The sequence below is a fragment of the Aureimonas fodinaquatilis genome (assembly GCF_008369445.1).
GTDB lineage: Bacteria > Pseudomonadota > Alphaproteobacteria > Rhizobiales > Rhizobiaceae > Aureimonas > Aureimonas fodinaquatilis.
This window is the reverse complement of sequence record NZ_VTWH01000001.1, coordinates 495,502-513,293: the sequence shown is the minus strand read 5'-3', so window position 1 is coordinate 513,293 and position 17,792 is coordinate 495,502. Positions and strand designations below refer to the sequence as shown.

The following is a 17,792-nucleotide window of genomic DNA, read 5'->3' as shown; positions in this document are numbered from 1 at the left end:
AATAGCCTAATCAGTAATAGGCCCCAGTAGCAGGGATTATGAATGCGCCCGGATCAGTTAGGCGACCTTGCCATTTTCGCTGCGATCGCATCCGACCGTAGCTTCACGCGTGCCGCCAGGCGGCTCGGCGTCACCCAGTCGGCGTTGAGCCAGACCATGAAGCGGCTGGAGGGCCAACTTGGTTTTCGCCTGCTCTCCCGCACGACGCGCAGCGTCGCGCCGACCGCTGCTGGCAAGCGCCTGCTCGCCACCCTATCGCCGGCACTGGCCGGGTTGGACAACGAAATCGAGGCGCTGTCCCAAGCAAGCGGGGCAGCGATTGGCACCGTTCGGATTACGGCGGGCAAACACGCCGCTGACACAGTGCTGTGGCCGATGCTCCCCACCTTCATGCGCAACCACCCCGGAATCGAGGTGGAGGTATCCGTCGATGATGCGATGACCGACGTTGTGGCGGGCCGCTACGATGCGGGCATCCGACTTGGCGAGCGATTGGAGAAGGACATGATCGCTCTGGCGGTTGGGCCTCCGCTTCGTGTCGCGGTGGTGGCCGCTCCCGCTTATCTGGGCGATCATTCGGCGCCGGTGGAGCCCGCCGACCTGACTTCGCACCGCTGCATTGCCTACGGCGACGCGCATGGCGACCTGTCTCTCTGGTCGTTCGAGCGCGACGGCCATGCGGTGACGGTCGCGCCGGGACGCGGGCCGGTTTTCAACGACGGCGACCTGCTGGTTGCAGCCGCCCTTGAGGGTTTCGGCATCCTCTACATCCTGGAGGATCTGGTGGCAGCGCCGATTGCCGATGGCCGTCTCATTCACCTGTTGCAGGCGTGGTGCGAGCCGTTCGCCGGCTATCATCTCTATTATCCCGATCGGCAGGGTACGACGGCGTTCGATTTGTTCAAGGAGACGCTTCGAGCAAGCAGGGTCGTTTGAAGTGCCGCCCAAGGTGCGGCTCAAACAGCCCATTTGCTCTTCCAGGCCGCACACTCGCGGCGTGCCTGTCCTGCACAAGTCAGACGAGTTCACCCTCAAGCTTGAAAGCCTTGAGAAGCTGATCGTTGACCTTTCCGATCACTCTGGACACCAATATCGGTAACGCAATCGACTGCAGCGGTGATATCGATCGAGCGGAGCCCGTCGTGTCGTGCGCCTTCCTCAAGCATGTTGATTGGCTGGCCGCGTCGTTATGGCGTTTGCGCGGGAGCCGGCGATTGTCGGCCCCATATTTCAAAGTAACCCGACGGCCTCTTGCCTCAGGCGTTGAAGCCTGCATCGACCGTCACCACCGATCCGGTCATGAAATGAGCCGTGGGGCGTGCAAGGTGGGCAACCGCAGCGGCGATATCGGCCGGATTACCGTAGCGACCCAAGGCGGTCATTTGGCGGTTCGGTTCGGCCCAATCGCCATCAGCCGGGTTCTGATCGGTGTCGATCGGCCCTGGCTGAACCAGGTTCACGGTGATGTCTTGCGGGCCAAGTTCCCTCGCAAGGCCCCGCGTGAACGCGAGAAGCGCGGATTTCGACATCGAGTAGACGGTGAGCCCCGGATAGGGCACGCGCTCGGCAAGGCAAGAACCGGTGGTGATGATGCGACCGCCCGCCGTGAGATGCGGAATCGCCGCTTGCGAGGCGAGGACCGCTGAACGCGCGTTGACGTTCAGGACGTCGTCGATGACGGCCAACTCCATCTCGGCCAACGGGCCCGAACGCGAGATGCCGACGTTGTTGACCAGGATGTCCAGGCCGCCCAGATGGGCGACTGTTTCCTCGACTGAGCGCCTGACTGCTTCGGGATCGCCGCTGTCGGCCTGGATAGCGATTGCACGCCGCCCCTTCGCCTCGATCTGACGAACGATGTCCGCAGCTTTATCCGTGGATTGAATGTAGGTGATCGCAACATCGGCGCCCCGCTCCGCAAGCTCCAGCGCGATCCCAGCCCCTATCCCTCGCGAGGCACCGGTGACGAGGGCGCGCTTTCCGGCAAGGTCACCTTGGCCGGGCTGTTTTTCAGATGAAGTCTCTTGAGCCAGAGCGGCCACCGGCGCAGCGATCGCCGCCACGCCCACCGATGCGCCGATCAGCAGGTTTCGGCGGCTTGTGTCGATTGTAGTGTTGTTCATCAGGTTCTCCATAAAGTTTCAGCCAGTGGTTATCCCGGCGCCGGCTGGCGCCCGGTTCGTCGGATCCAAGTCACCAGTCGCGCTTGTTGAATCCGCTTTGCGACCATTCCGGATATTCAATCGGTAGAGAGCTGACGGCATCGAGCTGCGCCATGTCCTCGTCATCCAGCATGACCTCGGTAGCCTGTACATTCTCGCGCAGCTGTTCGACCCGCTTGGCGCCAATGATGACGGTGGAGACGACTGACTGCTTCAGCAGCCAGGCGATGGCGATCTGCGCGGGGTTACTGCGATGCTTCTGGGCAACTACCCGCAGGATCTCGATCAGCGGTTCGCCGCGAGCGCGATTGATCGGCGGGAAGTCGAGTTCTGTCTGTCGCCCGCCTTCGCCTGAGCCGCTGCCGGAATATTTCCCGGTCAGATACCCCCCGGCGAGCGGGCTCCATACCATGAGGCCCACGCCTTCGGACGCGAGCATCGGCGTGATCTCGCGTTCTATGTCGCGGCCGACCAGCGTGTAGTACGCCTGTACCGACGTGATTGGCGCGAGATGGCGGGCACAGGCGATGCCGATCGCCTTCATGATCTGCCACGCGGCCCAGTTGGATAGGCCGATGTAGCGGACGTCGCCGGCCCGCACGAGCGTATCGAGCGCTTCGAGCGTCTCCTCGATTGGCGTGGCGGGATCGAAGGCGTGGACCTGGTATAGGTCAATATGATCGACACCGAGCCGCCTGAGGCTGGCCCTGCATTCGTTTAGCAGATGGCGCCGCGACGCGCCGCGCATGTTGGGGCCTGGCCCCATGGAGGCGGCGGCTTTGGTGGCGATGATGATGTCGTCGCGTGCCACGCCGAGGTTGCGGAACGACTGGCCGAGAATCTCCTCGCTTCGCCCATTGGCGTAGACATTGGCTGTGTCGAACAGGTTGATGCCCGCCTCTAGAGCGGCCTTGATCAGGTTGTCAGCATCTTCCTGCCCGAGCCTTCCGACCTGGCCCCAGATTCCGTCAGTTCCGCCGAAGGTCATAGCACCGAAGCAAAGCTGCGAGACGAACAGGCCGCTGGTTCCAAATTTTCGCATATGCATCGAAAATCTCCTGAAATGGACGCGCGTGTTCACAGCCATGCGGTCCGCCGCACGGATTCATGGCCGAATACCTTGGGAGGCCCATCAGCCCGCATTCGAGAGCTGATAGGATGGCGCACGTGGCGTTATCCGCTGATGACCTGCCGTACTCCGGTCTGTGCAGCGCGTTCAACCGCGGCGACCAGACGGCTGTTGTGCAGCGCATGGGCGAAACCCGGCGTCTCATATGTGCCGGCCGCCAGATCGCGTGCGAGTGAGGCGTAAACCTCGCTCACATTGATCGCGGCACCTTTCCAAAAGTCGGCTGCGGTGGGGCCGACGCCAGTGGCGACGGGCGCCTCGGGCATCTCGAACGGGAAACTGGCCGTCAAAGTGAGGTCGCCCACCTGCACGCCGGCAAGGTGATTACCCGCAAGTTTCAGCCAGCCATTCGATCCGCGTACCTCAAAGAAAAAGTTCGCCTCCTCGGCCGGCACGGATGCCAGAACCTGGACCGATACGGGCGCCCCGCTTGCCGTCTTGGCGATCAGATCGAGATGATCGGGTGTATCGCGAACCGACGTCTCTCCGGTGTCGACGACCTCAATCTCCGGCCACAGAAGCTCGGTGCGGGCATCGACTTCGGTGATGTTGCCCAGCACCGCCTCAATGACATCCAGGACGTGACCTACCGTGATGGTCATGAAGCTTGCGCCCGACGCCGCCTTATTGAAATAGTCGTAGGCTGCGGTGGTCTGTGGACCGTAGCCGAAGGTCGTTGCGCCAACGCGTGCCGAAGTCAGTCGGCCAAGCTTGTCCGAAGCGACCAGTTCCGCGGCACGGCGAACCGCGGGATTGTGCCGTCCCTGCAGGCCGATTGCGGTGTGCAAAGAGGCTGACGCGGCCGCCATCTCCTCGGTCTCTGCCAGCGTCGTCCCGAGCGGGGACTCGCTATAGACGGCCTTGCCGGCCTTGAGTGCCGCCATCACCAAGTCCCGATGAGCAGGAACTTTTACGGCGACGGTAATGATGTCGATGTTTTTGTCGTTGATCATCGCATAGGGGTCGGCAAACCAGTGTTCGGCACCAAACGCCTCGGCAGCGGCTTTGGCGCTTTCCTCGCGGCGCGTTGCAACCGCAGAGAGCACAAGCGTTGGCTGCGTCTGTAGCGCGGGCACATGCGATGCGCCGGCCCAACTCGCCTGCGTATCCGCTCCAATTATTCCAACGCGATACTTTGTGTCCGACATGTTTCTATGCTCCGCTGTGGATGGGTTTGGACACTGGGGGGTCCTTTAGCTGAAACATAGGAATGGACCGAGGCACGAGCTACGCAGATAGTATCAGGAACTGGCTCTTCACTCTCATTCGGTAAACCGGGTTTCGACGAATGAGACGAACGGACGCGGACTTGATAGTATATGCATAGCTTCTGATAGTATTCAGTGGTGAACCTGGTTGGCGCCGGCGATGCCCGGCGGCGCAACCTACCCAGCCGAGCGGGTACTCGGCGGGGCATTTCGAGATTGACCCGAATGCAGGGAAAACATGACCCTCATGACTAAACCGAAATTCTCAGACCTGCTGAACGTCATGGAGCGCCATGCCCGTTATGACTACGTAACGCCGATTGACGGGCTGAAAGTTGGGCGAACGGATCAGCCCTCGGAGGTCGGGCACTCCATCTATCACCCCTCGTTCGGACTGGTTGGCAGAGGCGTGAAGGAGATGATGGTCGCCGAAACCCCGTTTCGCTACGCGGCCGGGGAATCCCTGGTCTGCGCGGCCGATGTGCCCGTTACGTCGCAGGTCACCGAGGCGAGCCCGTCCGCCCCCTATCTGGCGATCCATCTGGACATCGATCCTGCGGTCGTAGCTGACCTGTTGCGAGAGCAGTCCGGTTTGCGCCCAAAAACGGACGACACCTCGGTTGCAGGTAAATACACTCTCGACCCCGACCTTTACGACCCTCTTATTCGTTTGGTGTCATTGCTGGAGCGACCGCGCGACATATCTGTTATGGCTCCGCTGATCCGGCGGGAGATCACCTGGAAACTGTTGCACACCCAACATGGGCTGTTGCTTAGCCAGCTTGCCTTTGCCAATGGCCACGCGACCAGGATCAGTCGGGCAACCGCTTGGATCAGGCAGAATTACGCTGAAGCGCTGAAGATCGCAGAGCTCGCTTCTCTGGCGAACATGAGTGTTCCCAGCTTTCACCGGCATTTCAAGTCGGTGACTTCTATGTCGCCGCTCCAGTTCCAGAAACGAGTGCGGTTGCAGGAGGCGCGTCGTGGCCTGTCGAGTGCTAGCGCCATCTCGACGGTTGCTTATGATGTCGGGTACGAAAGTCTATCGCAGTTCAATCGCGACTATCGCCGTCTTTTCAATCTGACGCCGAGTGATGATGCCGCGACGCTACGCGCTACGCTCAGCCGCGAGAATTGGCCGGCTCGTCAATCAGCACCGGCCTGAAGCTTCTCCAAAGCTTCTTCATCTTCAATTGAACCGCGTCGGAGCCGGCGCGCGATAAAGCGCGTGCGCGCAAATGGAGGTAGAAATGATGATCCTTCGAAAGCACAATCTCGTAGCCAGTCCCTGGATAAGCCGAACCTTCGTCGCCCTGGCTTGCGCCGCGGTTTTACTCCAGGTGGCCGTACTCACCGGCCTGGCCAGCGTCGCTGCGCAGCCGGCTCAAACGACCACCGAACAATTTCAGTCCGACAGTGGCGATATCTTCGTTACCCCGGTTCAGCAAATGAGCGTGGTGATTCAAACACCAAATGGCATCATCTATACTGATCCGACGGGTGGAGGAGGCCGCTACGCGAGACAGGAAGCGCCGGACCTCATCCTGATCTCGCACGAACATGGCGAACACTACGATGCGCGAACACTGGAGGATCTTGTTGGACCCGATACTAAAATCGTCGTTCCTCCCTATGTCATGGCACGCCTTCCGGAAAGCTTGACCGGCAGCGCCATCTCACTTGCGAACGGCGAAACCGCGGAACTCGGAGCTATCCGGATCGAGGCATTCCCGTCCTATGGCCTCGTCGGGCAGGCCGAACGCTGGCATCCGCGAGGACGCGGCAATGCCTACCTGGTCACAGTTGATGGCCAGAGGCTATACATTGGTGGTTCGACTGAAGCCGTTCCCGAGATGCTGGAGCTGCGCAATATCGATATCGCCTTCATTCCACTCTATCCACCCTATGCAATGGGGCCGGAAGATGCGGTGAATGTCATCTCCGTCATGCAGCCACGATCAGTTTATATCTATCAGTATAACAGCGTTCGCACCCGAGACGATTTCGTCCGGCGTATCGGCAGCGCTTCGACGCGGCTACGAATTTTCACACCAGATATCGACCACTGAATAAGACGGCCCAACCGAAGGCATCCTCGATGCAAGCTTCCGGAGACCCAACTTGCTTTCGGCGATGGCAATCCCCAGACGCCGAACGAGGATATCAACCTGTCGTCAGATGAAAACGGCCCATCAGAATGATGAGCCGTTTCGTTCGATATCACTCAGCACCTTTTCAATGGCTGCCCACTTACAAACCGTAGCTGCTCTCGTCTACCTGGCTATAGAGATTGTCGTAAAGGATTGTCCGCAGAGCGTCTGCATCGGTACGGTCGACACCCTCGTAAAGGCCGCGCCATTTCTGAACCGCGCCCTGGAACCGCTCGATCAGTTCCTCCGTACCTTGCATGTTAAATACATTGGTACCCTCGCCGACGGCGATCTGCGCAACCTCATTCTGGTTGAACTCGTCCAGCGCACCCTGAAGATCCGCTGATGGTTCGTAGATGGTCACGCCATGATCTGGAGCTTCGGCAAGCGAGGCTTCTGAAGTGCGGGTGTATTCTATGGTGGAGTTCACAACAGCATCGGTCAGAGTGTCCAGAATGATCCGACGTTGCTCGTCCGACAGTCCCGCCCACGAGTCTGCATTGGCCGCATGGTGCCACCCGGAAAAGTACGAGCCCAGATCTATCGTCGTCACGTGCTTGGCCACATCCCATAAGGACCTGCTTCGAAGGTCGTTAGCGGCGTTGGCCGCACAGTCGAGCTGACCACGCTCAAGTCCTGTGAACATTTCTGTTGAGGGAACGCTGACCGCGACCGCACCGATCCGGTCGGCAAACTGGGCGTGAATCGCGCCTGGCATTCTGATGCGCTTTCCACGAATGTCGGCGAGCGATTCCACCTTGGAGGTGCACATCAATATGTAAGGCGGCGTGGCATAACCACTCAGAAACACGAGGCCGTGGCGGTCGAACATCGCCTTCATGCCTGGATCGTTCATATAAAAGTCCGTCACCGCAGCGGCGATGACGATATTGTCTTCAAGACCGATACCCAGAACCGCAAGCACGTTATCCTCAGGCAGGTCGGATGGCGTATAGGTGCCCGCATGATAGGTCAGACCGGCGATGCCATCGCGAAGACCGCTCAGATGCGCCCCGGCTGGCAGTAGCGCAGTGCCTGTGAAAACGCGGATCGAAAGGTCGCCACCGGAGGCCTCGTTAACCTGCTTCGCCCAGTCCAGATAACCAGCGCTTGTAAGCGGGTGCGTGTCAGGAAACCAGATACTGCCGGTAAGCTCAGCCGAGTTAGCGGAGCCGGCCATCGTCGCTCCTGCAACAGTTGCAGCCAGAATAAGTTTTCTCATGCACTTCTCCTTATATGAGCCGTTGATCTTCGAATATTTACCTTTATTTTATTGTATTACTCACTTGATTGACTGATGCTGAACATAATTCTCGGATTAAATACAGATCAAACATCAAATTCTATTTACCACTACGTGTATGGTCCCAGGCATCCAGCAACTGGTTCCATGCGACAATCATGCTGACGCCCTGCCGGCGCAGCGCGTGCATGGGAATTGTTTTTACCGGCGAGACGGGAAAGTCGAGATCGGCGGTAGCCACACCTCCAGCCTTCAAGGCAAGCAGCCTGCCCATCGCCGTTGCCATCGCGACGCCGCGCCCATTGTATCCCAGCGCGGTGGTCATACCGGGCTGCGGCACGTGGAGGTGAGGAAAATGGTCGGTTGTCATCGCGACGAAGCCGCCCCAATGATGCGTCCATGCCATGCCGTCGAGTTGCGGGAATAAGGCGACGGCGCTTCGCCGCAAGCTCGCAAGCCGCATATCTATGCCCATATCGCTATAAGCGCCGCGCCCGCCCATAACGAAGCGTCCGTCCGGAGATAGGCGGTAATAGAACATCAAACGGCGCGCATCGGAGGCAACATGACCCTGCGGGAAGATGGTGCTTCGAACCGCATCGGGAAGTGGCTCGGTCGCGACCTGCACAGAGCAGACCGGCACGATGCTGCGGCGCACGTCGCCGCTGGCTGCGTCTGCATAGCCATTTGGACACATCACAACCTGCTCTGCATGCACGACAGCGCCCTGTACCGTACGCAAGCGAAACTTTCCGTTTTGCCGTTCAACACACGCAACTCTGCTGCCACCATGAATTCGGGCACCAAGCCCGATCGCCGCGCGGGCAAGGCCAAGCGAGAAATGAAGCGGCTGGACCGATCCGCCCCGACGGTCGAGATTGCCACATGCGTAGGCATTCGTACCAATGAGCCGGGCAGTGTCCGAAGAGGTCAGCATGTCGATGGTCACACCGCGGCGGCCCCACTGCTCGGCGCGCCGCTCAAGCGCGCGGCGGACCAGATCATTATGCGCCGGCTGGATCCATCCACTGCGCACCGCGCTGCATTCGATTCCGTGTTTTTCGATGATGTCAAACACCACATCCGGTGCGCCACCCGCAAAACGAACGATCCTTTCGCCGGTCTCGCGCCCGAATATAAGTTCAATGTCGTCCGGGTCTTCCTTCAGACCGGGGATAATCTGGCCACCATTACGGCCCGAAGCACCCCAGCCTGGCTTGTGCGCTTCCAGAACCACCACTTTGACGCCCGCTTCTGCCAGGTGGAGCGCTGCGGAGAGCCCGGTGAAGCCAGCTCCGATGATGGCTACATCCACCGTCGCTTCGCCCTTCAAGACCGGTGTATCAAGCTCCGCACCAGTGAAGTCGCTCCAAAGAGATTTGGCGAGAAGCAGCCGTTCATCTGGAATCGTCCTCATTGCGTTCTCTTTCAATACACTGCCGGGGAAACAACCCAGATAACCTCACAGGCGGATTTGCCCTCACACCAGAACCGGTGGAGCGAAACCGCCTCGAAGGCGAATGAATCGCCTGCGGATAGTCGGTATTCTCTCCCGTCCACCTCCAACCCGAATTCGCCACTCACGACGACGCCGCATTTGGCACCGCTCGGGTTCCGATAGGGCGTGGGTCCTGACGCGCCGCCCGGCTGAATTATGATGCGCATCATCTGGATGCCGAGAATCTCGTCCGGCGAGAGAAGCTCCTTGACCATGCCTTTGCTGCCCAGATCGAGATGACGCCGGTTCATCGCGCGAACGACGATCCCATCCCCCTCACTGCCCTCGTCTGGTCCTTCGAACAGCCATCTGATCGGCATGTCGAGCGCCGTACAGATCTGCGTCAGAGATCGCAGCGAGGGCGTAGAGATTCCGCGCTCGATCTGACTGACGAGGCCGATCGACAGTCCGGATCGCTCGGCCACATCCTTGAGCGACAGCGAGCGCACTTTCCGGCGAAGCTTGAGCTTGTGCCCGATGGAAACCGAAGCGCCGATGATGGCTTCGAGGTGGCTCATGACATCAGACCGCCGAACGGACCCATCACGCTGTAGCAGCGTTGATTGAGACAATGGGTGGCATTAGGCACGACAGGCATTTTCGGCTCCATTTTACCGAGGGCATACGACAGGGACTTCCACATCAGCTACGCGGCCCGATCGATTTGTAGAGTTCCGGCCGTCTTTGCTGCAGCAGCGGATAGCGATGACGTACGGTCTGAATGAGATCAAGATCGATACTGGCACTGACGACGCCTTCATCATCGGAGGCAGTCGCGACGACCACACCCCAGGGGTCGACGATCATGCTGCGACCGACGAAGCCAAGACCCGATTTGGGTTCCTTGCCATACTGCCCCGAGGCCACCACAAAGCACTGGTTCTCCGCCGCGCGGGCGCGCAGGAAAAATTCCCAGTGGTCATAGCGCGGGGACAGGAAGGCGCTCGCGCAAACAAGAATCTCGGCACCGTTCAGAGCCATCTCGCGGTAGACTTCCGGAAAGCGAAGGTCCGAGCAGACCGAAAGGCCGATACGCGCAACATCCGTGCTATAAACGTCGAGTGTGTTTCCTGGCTTCACTTTCTTCGATTCAATAATGCCGGGCGGAATATCGGTGCGATTGGGCGCATCGAAAAGGTGCGTTTTGCGGTATCGCCCCGAAATCTCACCGTTCGGCGAAATCAGCGGAACCGTGTTGTAGTAATCACCATTGCCAGCATCTTCATACATGGACCCAGCGATGAACATGCCGTAACGCCGTGCCTTTTCGGCCAGCATCGCGGTGACCGGACCAGGGATCGGTTCCGCAATCTCGCGGTAGATGGTTTCATCGGAAAAGCCCAGACCGGTCCACAATTCGGGCAGGACGCACACGCTCGATCCACGCGCACCGGCCACATCGATCAAGCGCAGAACCTTTTCGACGGTCGCGTTCTTATCACCGTCCAGCGCCGTAATCTGCACGGCTGAGACCACTGTCCCGCGATGACCACTCATCGATAGCTCTCCTTTATCTCATGAGACTTGGCAGCCACAGCGAGATCGCCGGGAACCCGATGATTAACGCCAGTGCAATCAGGTCGGCGACGATGAACCAGGTTACGCCGCGGAAGACCGTTCCGAGACTGACAAGATTCCCCAGGGCGCCCTTAATGACGTAAACGTTCAGGCCAACGGGCGGCGTGACAAGGCCGATTTCCAGCAGTTTGATCAGGATGATGCCGAAGTAGATCAGGTTGATGTCGGCAGCGTTCGCTACCGGCAGGATGATGGGCAGCGTAAGCAACAGCAGGCCGATCGAATCGAGAAAGCTGCCAAGCACCAAGTACAGTATGATAACCATCAGAATGACCATGAACTGGTCGCTGCCCGTCGCCAGCATCAGTCCGGCAATATAACCCGGCACACCGCTGAGCGCCATGAAACGTGCAAGCAGCACGGTTCCAATGACAACCATGAACAGACCGGCTGTGCTGGCCAGCGTGTCGACGATTGCCTTGCGCAGAACCGGCCAGCTAAGCCTGCCGCGCACAAGAGCAATCACTATAGCGAGAAAAGCGCCGACGGCACCTGCTTCGGTTGGCGTGAAAATGCCAAGGAAGATGCCAAGCAAGATGCTGAAAATCAGGACCGGCAGTGGCCAGACTTCCAGCAATGCGTCGATCTTTTCCTGCCGGGAGAATTTCTCCTCTACCGGCGGCGCCAAGCTGGGGTTGATCTTCACACGCACAATGATCATCGCCACCATCAACAGTGCCGACAGGATGCCCGGAATGAAGCCTGCCATGAAGAGGCGCGCGATCGAGACCTCTGCAATGTAGCCGTAGAGCAGCATCAGGATACTGGGTGGGATCAGCGAACCGAGCGTTCCTGCCGAGGCAACGACGCCAGTCGCAAGCGCCGGATTGTATTTGTAGCGCAGCATTTCGGGGATTGCGATGCGCGCGAACGCAGAAGCCGTCGCGACACTTGAACCGGACGCGGCAGAAAGAAGTGCGCAGGCACCCACGCTGGTAATTGCCAGTCCACCGGGCAAGCGTGACAGGAAGATGCGCATCGCCTTGAACAGGCCGCTCGACAGACCGGAAGATGAGGCAACATACCCCATCAGCAGGAACATGGGAATCGCCGTCAAATTCCAGTCGCCGACGAAATTGAATGGCACCGCAGTCACGATACCCCAGGCAGCGCGCATATTCAGAATTGCGGCGATGCCGAAGAATGACACTATGCCAAGTGCAACACCTATCTGAATGCGCAGCAGCAACAGAAAGAGGCCGGCACCGATGCCTATGAAGCCTATTGTAAGGTTGTCCAACCTTTTGCCCTCCTAGGCGATCGGCTTGATATCTTCCGGCGAACCCGGCCGGGGATCGAAGTCCGGGTCCACAAGCGCCTTCCAGGCATGCAGCAAGACTGCCAGGAAGATCGCCGCGAAGCCGACGGGCAGTGCAAACTTGGCCGGCCAGATGGTTACGTAGACCGCACCCATCATGATTTCATTGACACGCCATGCGTTTAGCGCGTCCAGCCATGTTTGATAGGCCAGGATGCCGAAGAAGACGGCGCAGACAAGATACCCAAACACCAGGCAGACCCGAAGAACGGGCTTGGGCAGCAATTGCGCCATCAGATCGACGACGATGTGCTCGTGCCGCAATTCGACAAAGGCAAGCGGCAGAAAGACCACCAGAACCATATGGTAGACCGACACGATCTCAAGATTTCCCCGGATCGGCCTGCCGAAGAAATTGGCCATGACAACATCGGCCATGGTCTGGAGCATCATCAACATCAAGCCGATACCGGCGATGAATGTCAGGGCGTTGGCCAGAAATCGGATAGGCCGTTCGATCATCTCACCATGTCTCCATCACCTTTGCGCATGGGCGATCGCCGTGCCGACGTCGACCTTACCGTTAGCTTTACCGGATTCGACCCTGGCGAAGGCGTGCTTCTGCGGCGGGCTGCACCCGCCCACGCCGTCGGTGGCGACGGCGACACAGTCGCCGGGTGTCAAGTTCGTGACCACCTTTTGAACCCTAGACCTAGATTTCGAAGCCGTAGGCAGCCTTGGCTACCGGCGCTGTGATGAAGCCCTGCTTGAGGTCGTATTCAATATCTTTTCTGCTGCGCTCGGATGGCAAGCCGTAGCCGCCGCCGCCTGCCGTATAGAGGGTAAGAACGTCGCCCTTCCGCAATATCAATGTGTCCTTACTCCGTACGGCGATGATCTTTCCGGCACGCTCTACCTCGCAGCGGGCCCGCTGGCCGTCCGAGCCGCCAAACAAGCCATAGGGTGCAAGGCGGAAGCGGTCCGCATAGATCGCGAAGTTCACACCATCTTTCAGTATCTCGAAACGCCGGAACAGGCCGAGGCCACCCCTTTGACGACCGTGCCCACAGGAATCCGGAATAAGGCCGTAGCCGATAAGCCGGAAGTGCTCGAAATCCATGTCCGTCGTTTCAATCGGGGTGTTGGTGCAATTAGACAAAGGGGAGTCAATGCCGTCGCAGCCGTCTTTTCTGGTTGAAGCACCGAACCCGCCGCCATAAACCTCGAGATAGACGCAATATCTTCCATTGTTCAGATGCGAGATGGAGGTCACCAGCGTTGTGTCATTACCGCCTGAAATGACCTTATCCGGCACCACCGTAGACAACGCCTTGAGCACGGAGTTAAAGCACCGATAGGCGGCCTCCATACGCGCCCTCACTGGCGCGGGATACTCGGGATTTACCAGGGTGCCTTTCGGTGCCTTGATGGTAACCGGCCGCTTTGCGCCCTCATTAAATGGAATGTCCGAGCTGGTCAGCGCCGCCTTTATGGCCGTGAGAGTCGCGGATTTCGTTGAAGCGAAAGGGCAGTTCAAATTTCGGGCAACCTGCGCGTCGGTGCCTTCGAAATCCACTTCAATAGTATCACCCGCAACAGTCACCTTGGCGCGTACGCGAATGGGAGTGTCGGTGATGCCGTCATCGTCAACGGCGTCTTCGCCGTAGTAAACGCCGTCAGGAATCTCTGCCAGCGCAGTCCTGAAGCGGCGCTCGGAATAGGAAATCAGATCGGTCATCGCCTGGGTCACAGTCCCGCTGCCATAACGTTCGCAGAGCTGGCGCACGCGTTCGGCAGCAACGGAATTGGCTGCAAACTGGGCATTGAAGTCGCCAATCGTCTGGTCGGGAACGCGGATGTTTGAGGCGATCAAGCGCTGAAGAAGCCCGTGCTGGGCACCGTCCTGCCAATCGCGCTTGAAGTTGTAGCGGGCGGGCGGAAGAACCAATCCTTCGGCATGGATGTCGACAGCTTCAGTCGTCAAACCGGGATTGCCGCCGCCGAGATCCAGATGATGCGCGACCGTGCCGGCAAAGCCGACAAGCTCGTCGCCGACAAAGATGGGCGAATAGATAAAGACGTCCTGAAGGTGCTGACCGCCTGAATAGGGATCGTTGGTAATGTAGAAATCGTCCTTGCCCATCGTCTCGACCGGATAGGCCTCAATGCAACACCTGAAAATCTCGGACATGGTGCCAAGCTGCATTGGGATAAGTTCTGCCTGGGCAACGGCATTGCCCTCGCGATCGAAAAGCCCGGCAGAGGCGTCGGCCGCTTCGCGGATGATCGTGGAATAGGAGGAGCGGATGAGCTTGACGCCCATCTCTCGCGCTGCGGCAAGCAGACCCTGGCTGATGACAGCGTAGTCTACCGGGTCGAGAGAACCTGCCGTTTCACTTCGAGCGGCGCTTTTGTCAAGCATCGTCATTGTTCTCCCTTGTCAGGATCATATTGTCGTTGCGGTCGCGTCGGGCGCTCCATCCAAGGGGCACGAGCAGGGTCGATGTGGGATCTTCCAACAGCGCTGGGCCTGACATTGGAACGTCTTGATCAAGAGTGCCCCGGCTTGCAAGCAGGCCTTTTCGCCATTTTCTGCTCAGGAACAGATCGATCTCTCGTCTTTCAACGGAATATTCAGAAGACTCCGCCAGGATGGGCATGGAATCCAGGGGAGCCGTCATGCCGAGGCGAAACGAAACCATCTCCACCGGCTTGCCTGGTTCTGCGCCGAAGAAGTAAACGCGTTCGTGAGCCTCACCAAAAAGCGTGGTCAGGCTGTCTGACTCAAGCGCCTCAAGGCCATCAATGGGCAACTCCACAGGAACCTCGAAAGCCTGCCCGACAAAGCGCATATCGGCTACAAAGGTGAGGTCGAGCCTGTCGCCGAGCTTCATCATCCGGGCCCGATCGAGAGCACGCTTCTTCATTTCGGCAAACACTTCCCGCACTACATCGGGTGCATTTTCGTCGACCGGTGCCCTGCGGGTCATGCTGTCGAACAGCACAAAGTCACTTGCCAGAAGGCCATAAGCCGAAAGCACGCCAGAATTCGGCGCAACAACAATGCTTGTGATGCCAAGATCTTCCGCGACGGCCGCCGCGTGCAGCGGTCCCGCACCTCCATACGGCACGAGCACATAGTCACGTGGATCGTGACCTCGCTCCGTCGAGATAAGCTGAATTGCACGGACAATGTTGGCGTTGGCCAGTTGAATAGCGCTGTCGGCCGCCTCTTCCAGACTCATTTTGAAGTGCCTGGCTATGGGCTCAAGAGCCGCACGTGCAGCCTCGACGTCGATTTCCATGCGCCCACCCAGAAAGGCCTCCGGACGAATGGTCTGGCGGACGACATGCGCGTCGGTCAAAGTCGGCTGTTTTCCCCCGCGCCCGTAACAGGCCGGGCCTGGTTCGGCGCCCGCCGAATGTGGGCCAACACGCAGCATACCGCCATCATCTATCCAGATGATGCTTCCACCACCGGCGCCCACCGTGTTGATATCGAGAACAGGCAGGCGAACAGGCAGCCCATCTATCGTAAACTCCTGCGTTAGCTGCGGCTTTCCAGCCGTGACCACGCACACATCGGTCGAGGTACCGCCAATGTCGAGAGTAATGAGGTTCTTGAAATTGGAGCGCGCAGCCTGACGCGCAGCCCCCATGACACCCGCAGCTGGCCCAGACAGCAGCGCCGTGACTGCGCTTTCGCGCATTGCCTCCCCGGGAAGCCGGCCACCATTCGACTGCATAACCGAAAATCGGCCTTTGAAACCGCTTTGGTCAAGCCGGCTTTCGAAGCGCGAGATATAGCGGTCCATCACCGGCTGCACATAAGCGGAAAGAGTGGTCGTGGAGGCGCGTTCAAACTCGCGGAACTCGCGCGTTACCTCGCTCGAGAGTGTGACCAGAAACCCGGGAATGTGCTTCTGGATAATGGCTTTCAACGCTCGCTCGTGCGCAGGATTCGTGTAAGCATTCAACAGACATACGGCTACGGCCTCATAACCGCCAGCCTTGATGCGCGGGATCAGATCTCGTTCGACCGCAACCTCGTCAAGCGGTGTCGCAATCGAGCCGTCCGCCAGAATTCGCTCAATAACTTCAAAAGTCGAAGATCGGTCAACGACCGGCTCGGGCCTTGCATACTCCAGGTCGTAGATGCGCGAACGTCCATGGCGCTGAAGGGTGAGGATGTCCCGGAAGCCATGTGTGGTGATGAAGGAGATCGGAAACCCCTTTCGCTCCAGCACCGCATTGGTGGCAACCGTTGAACCGTGAGCGAGATCCGAAATTTCTCCTATATCGACATCGCTGGCGAGCAGTGCGTTAAACGCGCCCTCATCCGGGTTGCGGGGCGTGCTCGGCACTTTGAGAACTCGAACGCCCGTATGGTCGATAGCGACCAAATCCGTAAACGTTCCTCCGACTTCAACTCCTATCCGCATTACCTCTTCCGTCCTACTCTTGCTCTGAACGATGATGCTGATTAACGTGAGAGTGAAATATTTAAATAAAAATTTCAATAGGGCCATATCGAATAATCGAAAAATTCAAAATGGGAGCGGATAATCTTGTTCAGACGCATTGGGTCACACCCTGCAAATACGTCGGCACCCTTATTTTTTTTGCTGTTCGTCATATTCGCCTGGGGCGGCAACTACACGTGGGTCAAACTCGCCGTCGAGGATGGAGGTGCCTGGACATTCAACGCTTTGCGCTATGTGTTCGCGGTGCTTCTGCTTGGCTTTTTTCTACTGATACGGCGCGGTCCAGGCGGCCTGCTGCCGATTGCGGGAGAGCGGCTTGCCACTTATGTGGTCGGGTTCCTCCAGATTGCCGTGATGACCGGTGGCACCGCCTTTGCACTTCAGTTCATAGACGCGAGCAGAACGGTGTTGATAGCCTATTCAATGCCGTTGTGGGCTATGCTGCTCAGCCTGTTCATTCTAGGCGAGCGAACGACGTGGCAGATGCTCCTCGGCCTCACGCTTGGAATCGGAGGTATCGCAATTCTTGGCGCTCCGTGGTCGATGGACTGGTCCAGCCGCTCCACCCTGATGGGGTCGGGAATCGCACTTTTTTCAACCATAGCATGGGCGTTGGGCTCGGTTCTTTACCGTAAGCGGCAGTGGCGATCAGATTTCTGGCGGCAGGTATTCGGCCAGCTTCTCGCCGGCGCTGTTTGCTCCTCGGCAGCCGCTCTGGTTCTAGAGGATAGAGGTACGAATTTCACTCCAACCTATACGGCAATACTGCTCTACAATGCCATCGTGCCGAGCGTGCTCGGCTTCTGGTTCTGGGCGCGCGCGCTCAGTCGCATGTCGGTCACCACTGCCAGTCAGGTTCTTCTGCTCTCTCCGGTGTTCGGCATGGTTCTCAGTGCGATCGTCCTGGACGAAACGCTTACGTTGAGCCTGCTCGTCAGCGCGGTTTTGATATTGATAGGAGCCGGTCTGTCCTACTACAGCGGAGCAAAGGACACCCGCGCGAAATGAAAGCGAGCGACCTTTTGCTGTCAACGGGACCAGGCGAGCGGACACAGTCAATGCGCTCACTTTTGTTCGTAGGA

The 17,792-nt window shown here is 58.7% G+C and carries 15 protein-coding genes; 4 read left to right on the top strand and 11 right to left on the bottom strand.

What is annotated here, in order from left to right:
• The first annotated feature begins 42 nt into the window (after positions 1–42).
• The gene (locus tag FPY71_RS02505; protein ID WP_149297317.1) at positions 43–936 is read left to right on the top strand and encodes a LysR family transcriptional regulator; all 894 of its coding nucleotides are present in this window, start codon (positions 43–45) and stop codon (positions 934–936) included.
• Positions 937–1,256: 320 nt separating this feature from the next.
• Here the strand turns inward: FPY71_RS02505 and FPY71_RS02500 are convergent, their stop codons facing one another.
• From FPY71_RS02500 to FPY71_RS02490, 3 genes are all read right to left on the bottom strand, one after another.
• The gene (locus tag FPY71_RS02500; protein WP_149297315.1) at positions 1,257–2,123 is read right to left on the bottom strand and encodes an SDR family NAD(P)-dependent oxidoreductase; all 867 of its coding nucleotides are present in this window, start codon (positions 2,121–2,123) and stop codon (positions 1,257–1,259) included.
• Between the two features lie 70 nt (positions 2,124–2,193).
• Positions 2,194–3,210, bottom strand: a complete 1,017-nt coding sequence (locus tag FPY71_RS02495) for an aldo/keto reductase (protein ID WP_149298606.1) — start codon at positions 3,208–3,210, stop codon at positions 2,194–2,196.
• Positions 3,211–3,335: 125 nt separating this feature from the next.
• Positions 3,336–4,439: a Gfo/Idh/MocA family protein gene (locus FPY71_RS02490; RefSeq protein WP_149297313.1), complete on the bottom strand. Its 1,104-nt coding sequence runs from the start codon at positions 4,437–4,439 to the stop codon at positions 3,336–3,338.
• 298 nt (positions 4,440–4,737) lie between these two features.
• Between FPY71_RS02490 and FPY71_RS02485 the strand changes: the two genes are divergently transcribed.
• Together FPY71_RS02485 and FPY71_RS02480 are read left to right on the top strand one after the other, a co-directional pair.
• Positions 4,738–5,664: an AraC family transcriptional regulator gene (locus FPY71_RS02485; RefSeq protein ID WP_246160101.1), complete on the top strand. Its 927-nt coding sequence runs from the start codon at positions 4,738–4,740 to the stop codon at positions 5,662–5,664.
• Between the two features lie 85 nt (positions 5,665–5,749).
• The gene (locus tag FPY71_RS02480) at positions 5,750–6,568 is read left to right on the top strand and encodes an MBL fold metallo-hydrolase (protein ID WP_188052179.1); all 819 of its coding nucleotides are present in this window, start codon (positions 5,750–5,752) and stop codon (positions 6,566–6,568) included.
• Positions 6,569–6,749: 181 nt separating this feature from the next.
• Here the strand turns inward: FPY71_RS02480 and FPY71_RS02475 are convergent, their stop codons facing one another.
• From FPY71_RS02475 to FPY71_RS02440, 8 genes are all read right to left on the bottom strand, one after another.
• Complete coding sequence (locus FPY71_RS02475; RefSeq protein ID WP_149297309.1) at positions 6,750–7,871, bottom strand: C4-dicarboxylate TRAP transporter substrate-binding protein; 1,122 nt, start codon at positions 7,869–7,871, stop codon at positions 6,750–6,752.
• A gap of 121 nt (positions 7,872–7,992) precedes the next feature.
• Positions 7,993–9,309: an NAD(P)/FAD-dependent oxidoreductase gene (locus FPY71_RS02470; RefSeq protein ID WP_149297307.1), complete on the bottom strand. Its 1,317-nt coding sequence runs from the start codon at positions 9,307–9,309 to the stop codon at positions 7,993–7,995.
• 11 nt (positions 9,310–9,320) lie between these two features.
• Positions 9,321–9,908, bottom strand: a complete 588-nt coding sequence (locus FPY71_RS02465; RefSeq protein ID WP_149297305.1) for a helix-turn-helix domain-containing protein — start codon at positions 9,906–9,908, stop codon at positions 9,321–9,323.
• A 124-nt stretch (positions 9,909–10,032) separates the two neighbouring features.
• Complete coding sequence (locus FPY71_RS02460; RefSeq protein WP_149297303.1) at positions 10,033–10,887, bottom strand: carbon-nitrogen hydrolase family protein; 855 nt, start codon at positions 10,885–10,887, stop codon at positions 10,033–10,035.
• A gap of 13 nt (positions 10,888–10,900) precedes the next feature.
• Positions 10,901–12,208: a TRAP transporter large permease gene (locus FPY71_RS02455; protein ID WP_149297301.1), complete on the bottom strand. Its 1,308-nt coding sequence runs from the start codon at positions 12,206–12,208 to the stop codon at positions 10,901–10,903.
• A gap of 12 nt (positions 12,209–12,220) precedes the next feature.
• Positions 12,221–12,748, bottom strand: coding sequence for a TRAP transporter small permease (locus FPY71_RS02450; protein ID WP_149297298.1), 528 nt, complete (start codon positions 12,746–12,748; stop codon positions 12,221–12,223).
• A gap of 190 nt (positions 12,749–12,938) precedes the next feature.
• Positions 12,939–14,654, bottom strand: a complete 1,716-nt coding sequence (locus FPY71_RS02445) for a hydantoinase B/oxoprolinase family protein (RefSeq protein ID WP_210246229.1) — start codon at positions 14,652–14,654, stop codon at positions 12,939–12,941.
• Entirely contained in the window at positions 14,641–16,668 is a 2,028-nt protein-coding gene (locus FPY71_RS02440) for a hydantoinase/oxoprolinase family protein (protein WP_149297296.1), read from the bottom strand. Before FPY71_RS02440 ends, FPY71_RS02445 begins: the two co-directional genes overlap by 14 nt.
• 180 nt (positions 16,669–16,848) lie before the next feature.
• Between FPY71_RS02440 and FPY71_RS02435 the strand changes: the two genes are divergently transcribed.
• Positions 16,849–17,718: a DMT family transporter gene (locus tag FPY71_RS02435; protein WP_149297294.1), complete on the top strand. Its 870-nt coding sequence runs from the start codon at positions 16,849–16,851 to the stop codon at positions 17,716–17,718.
• Positions 17,719–17,792 lie beyond the last annotated feature (74 nt).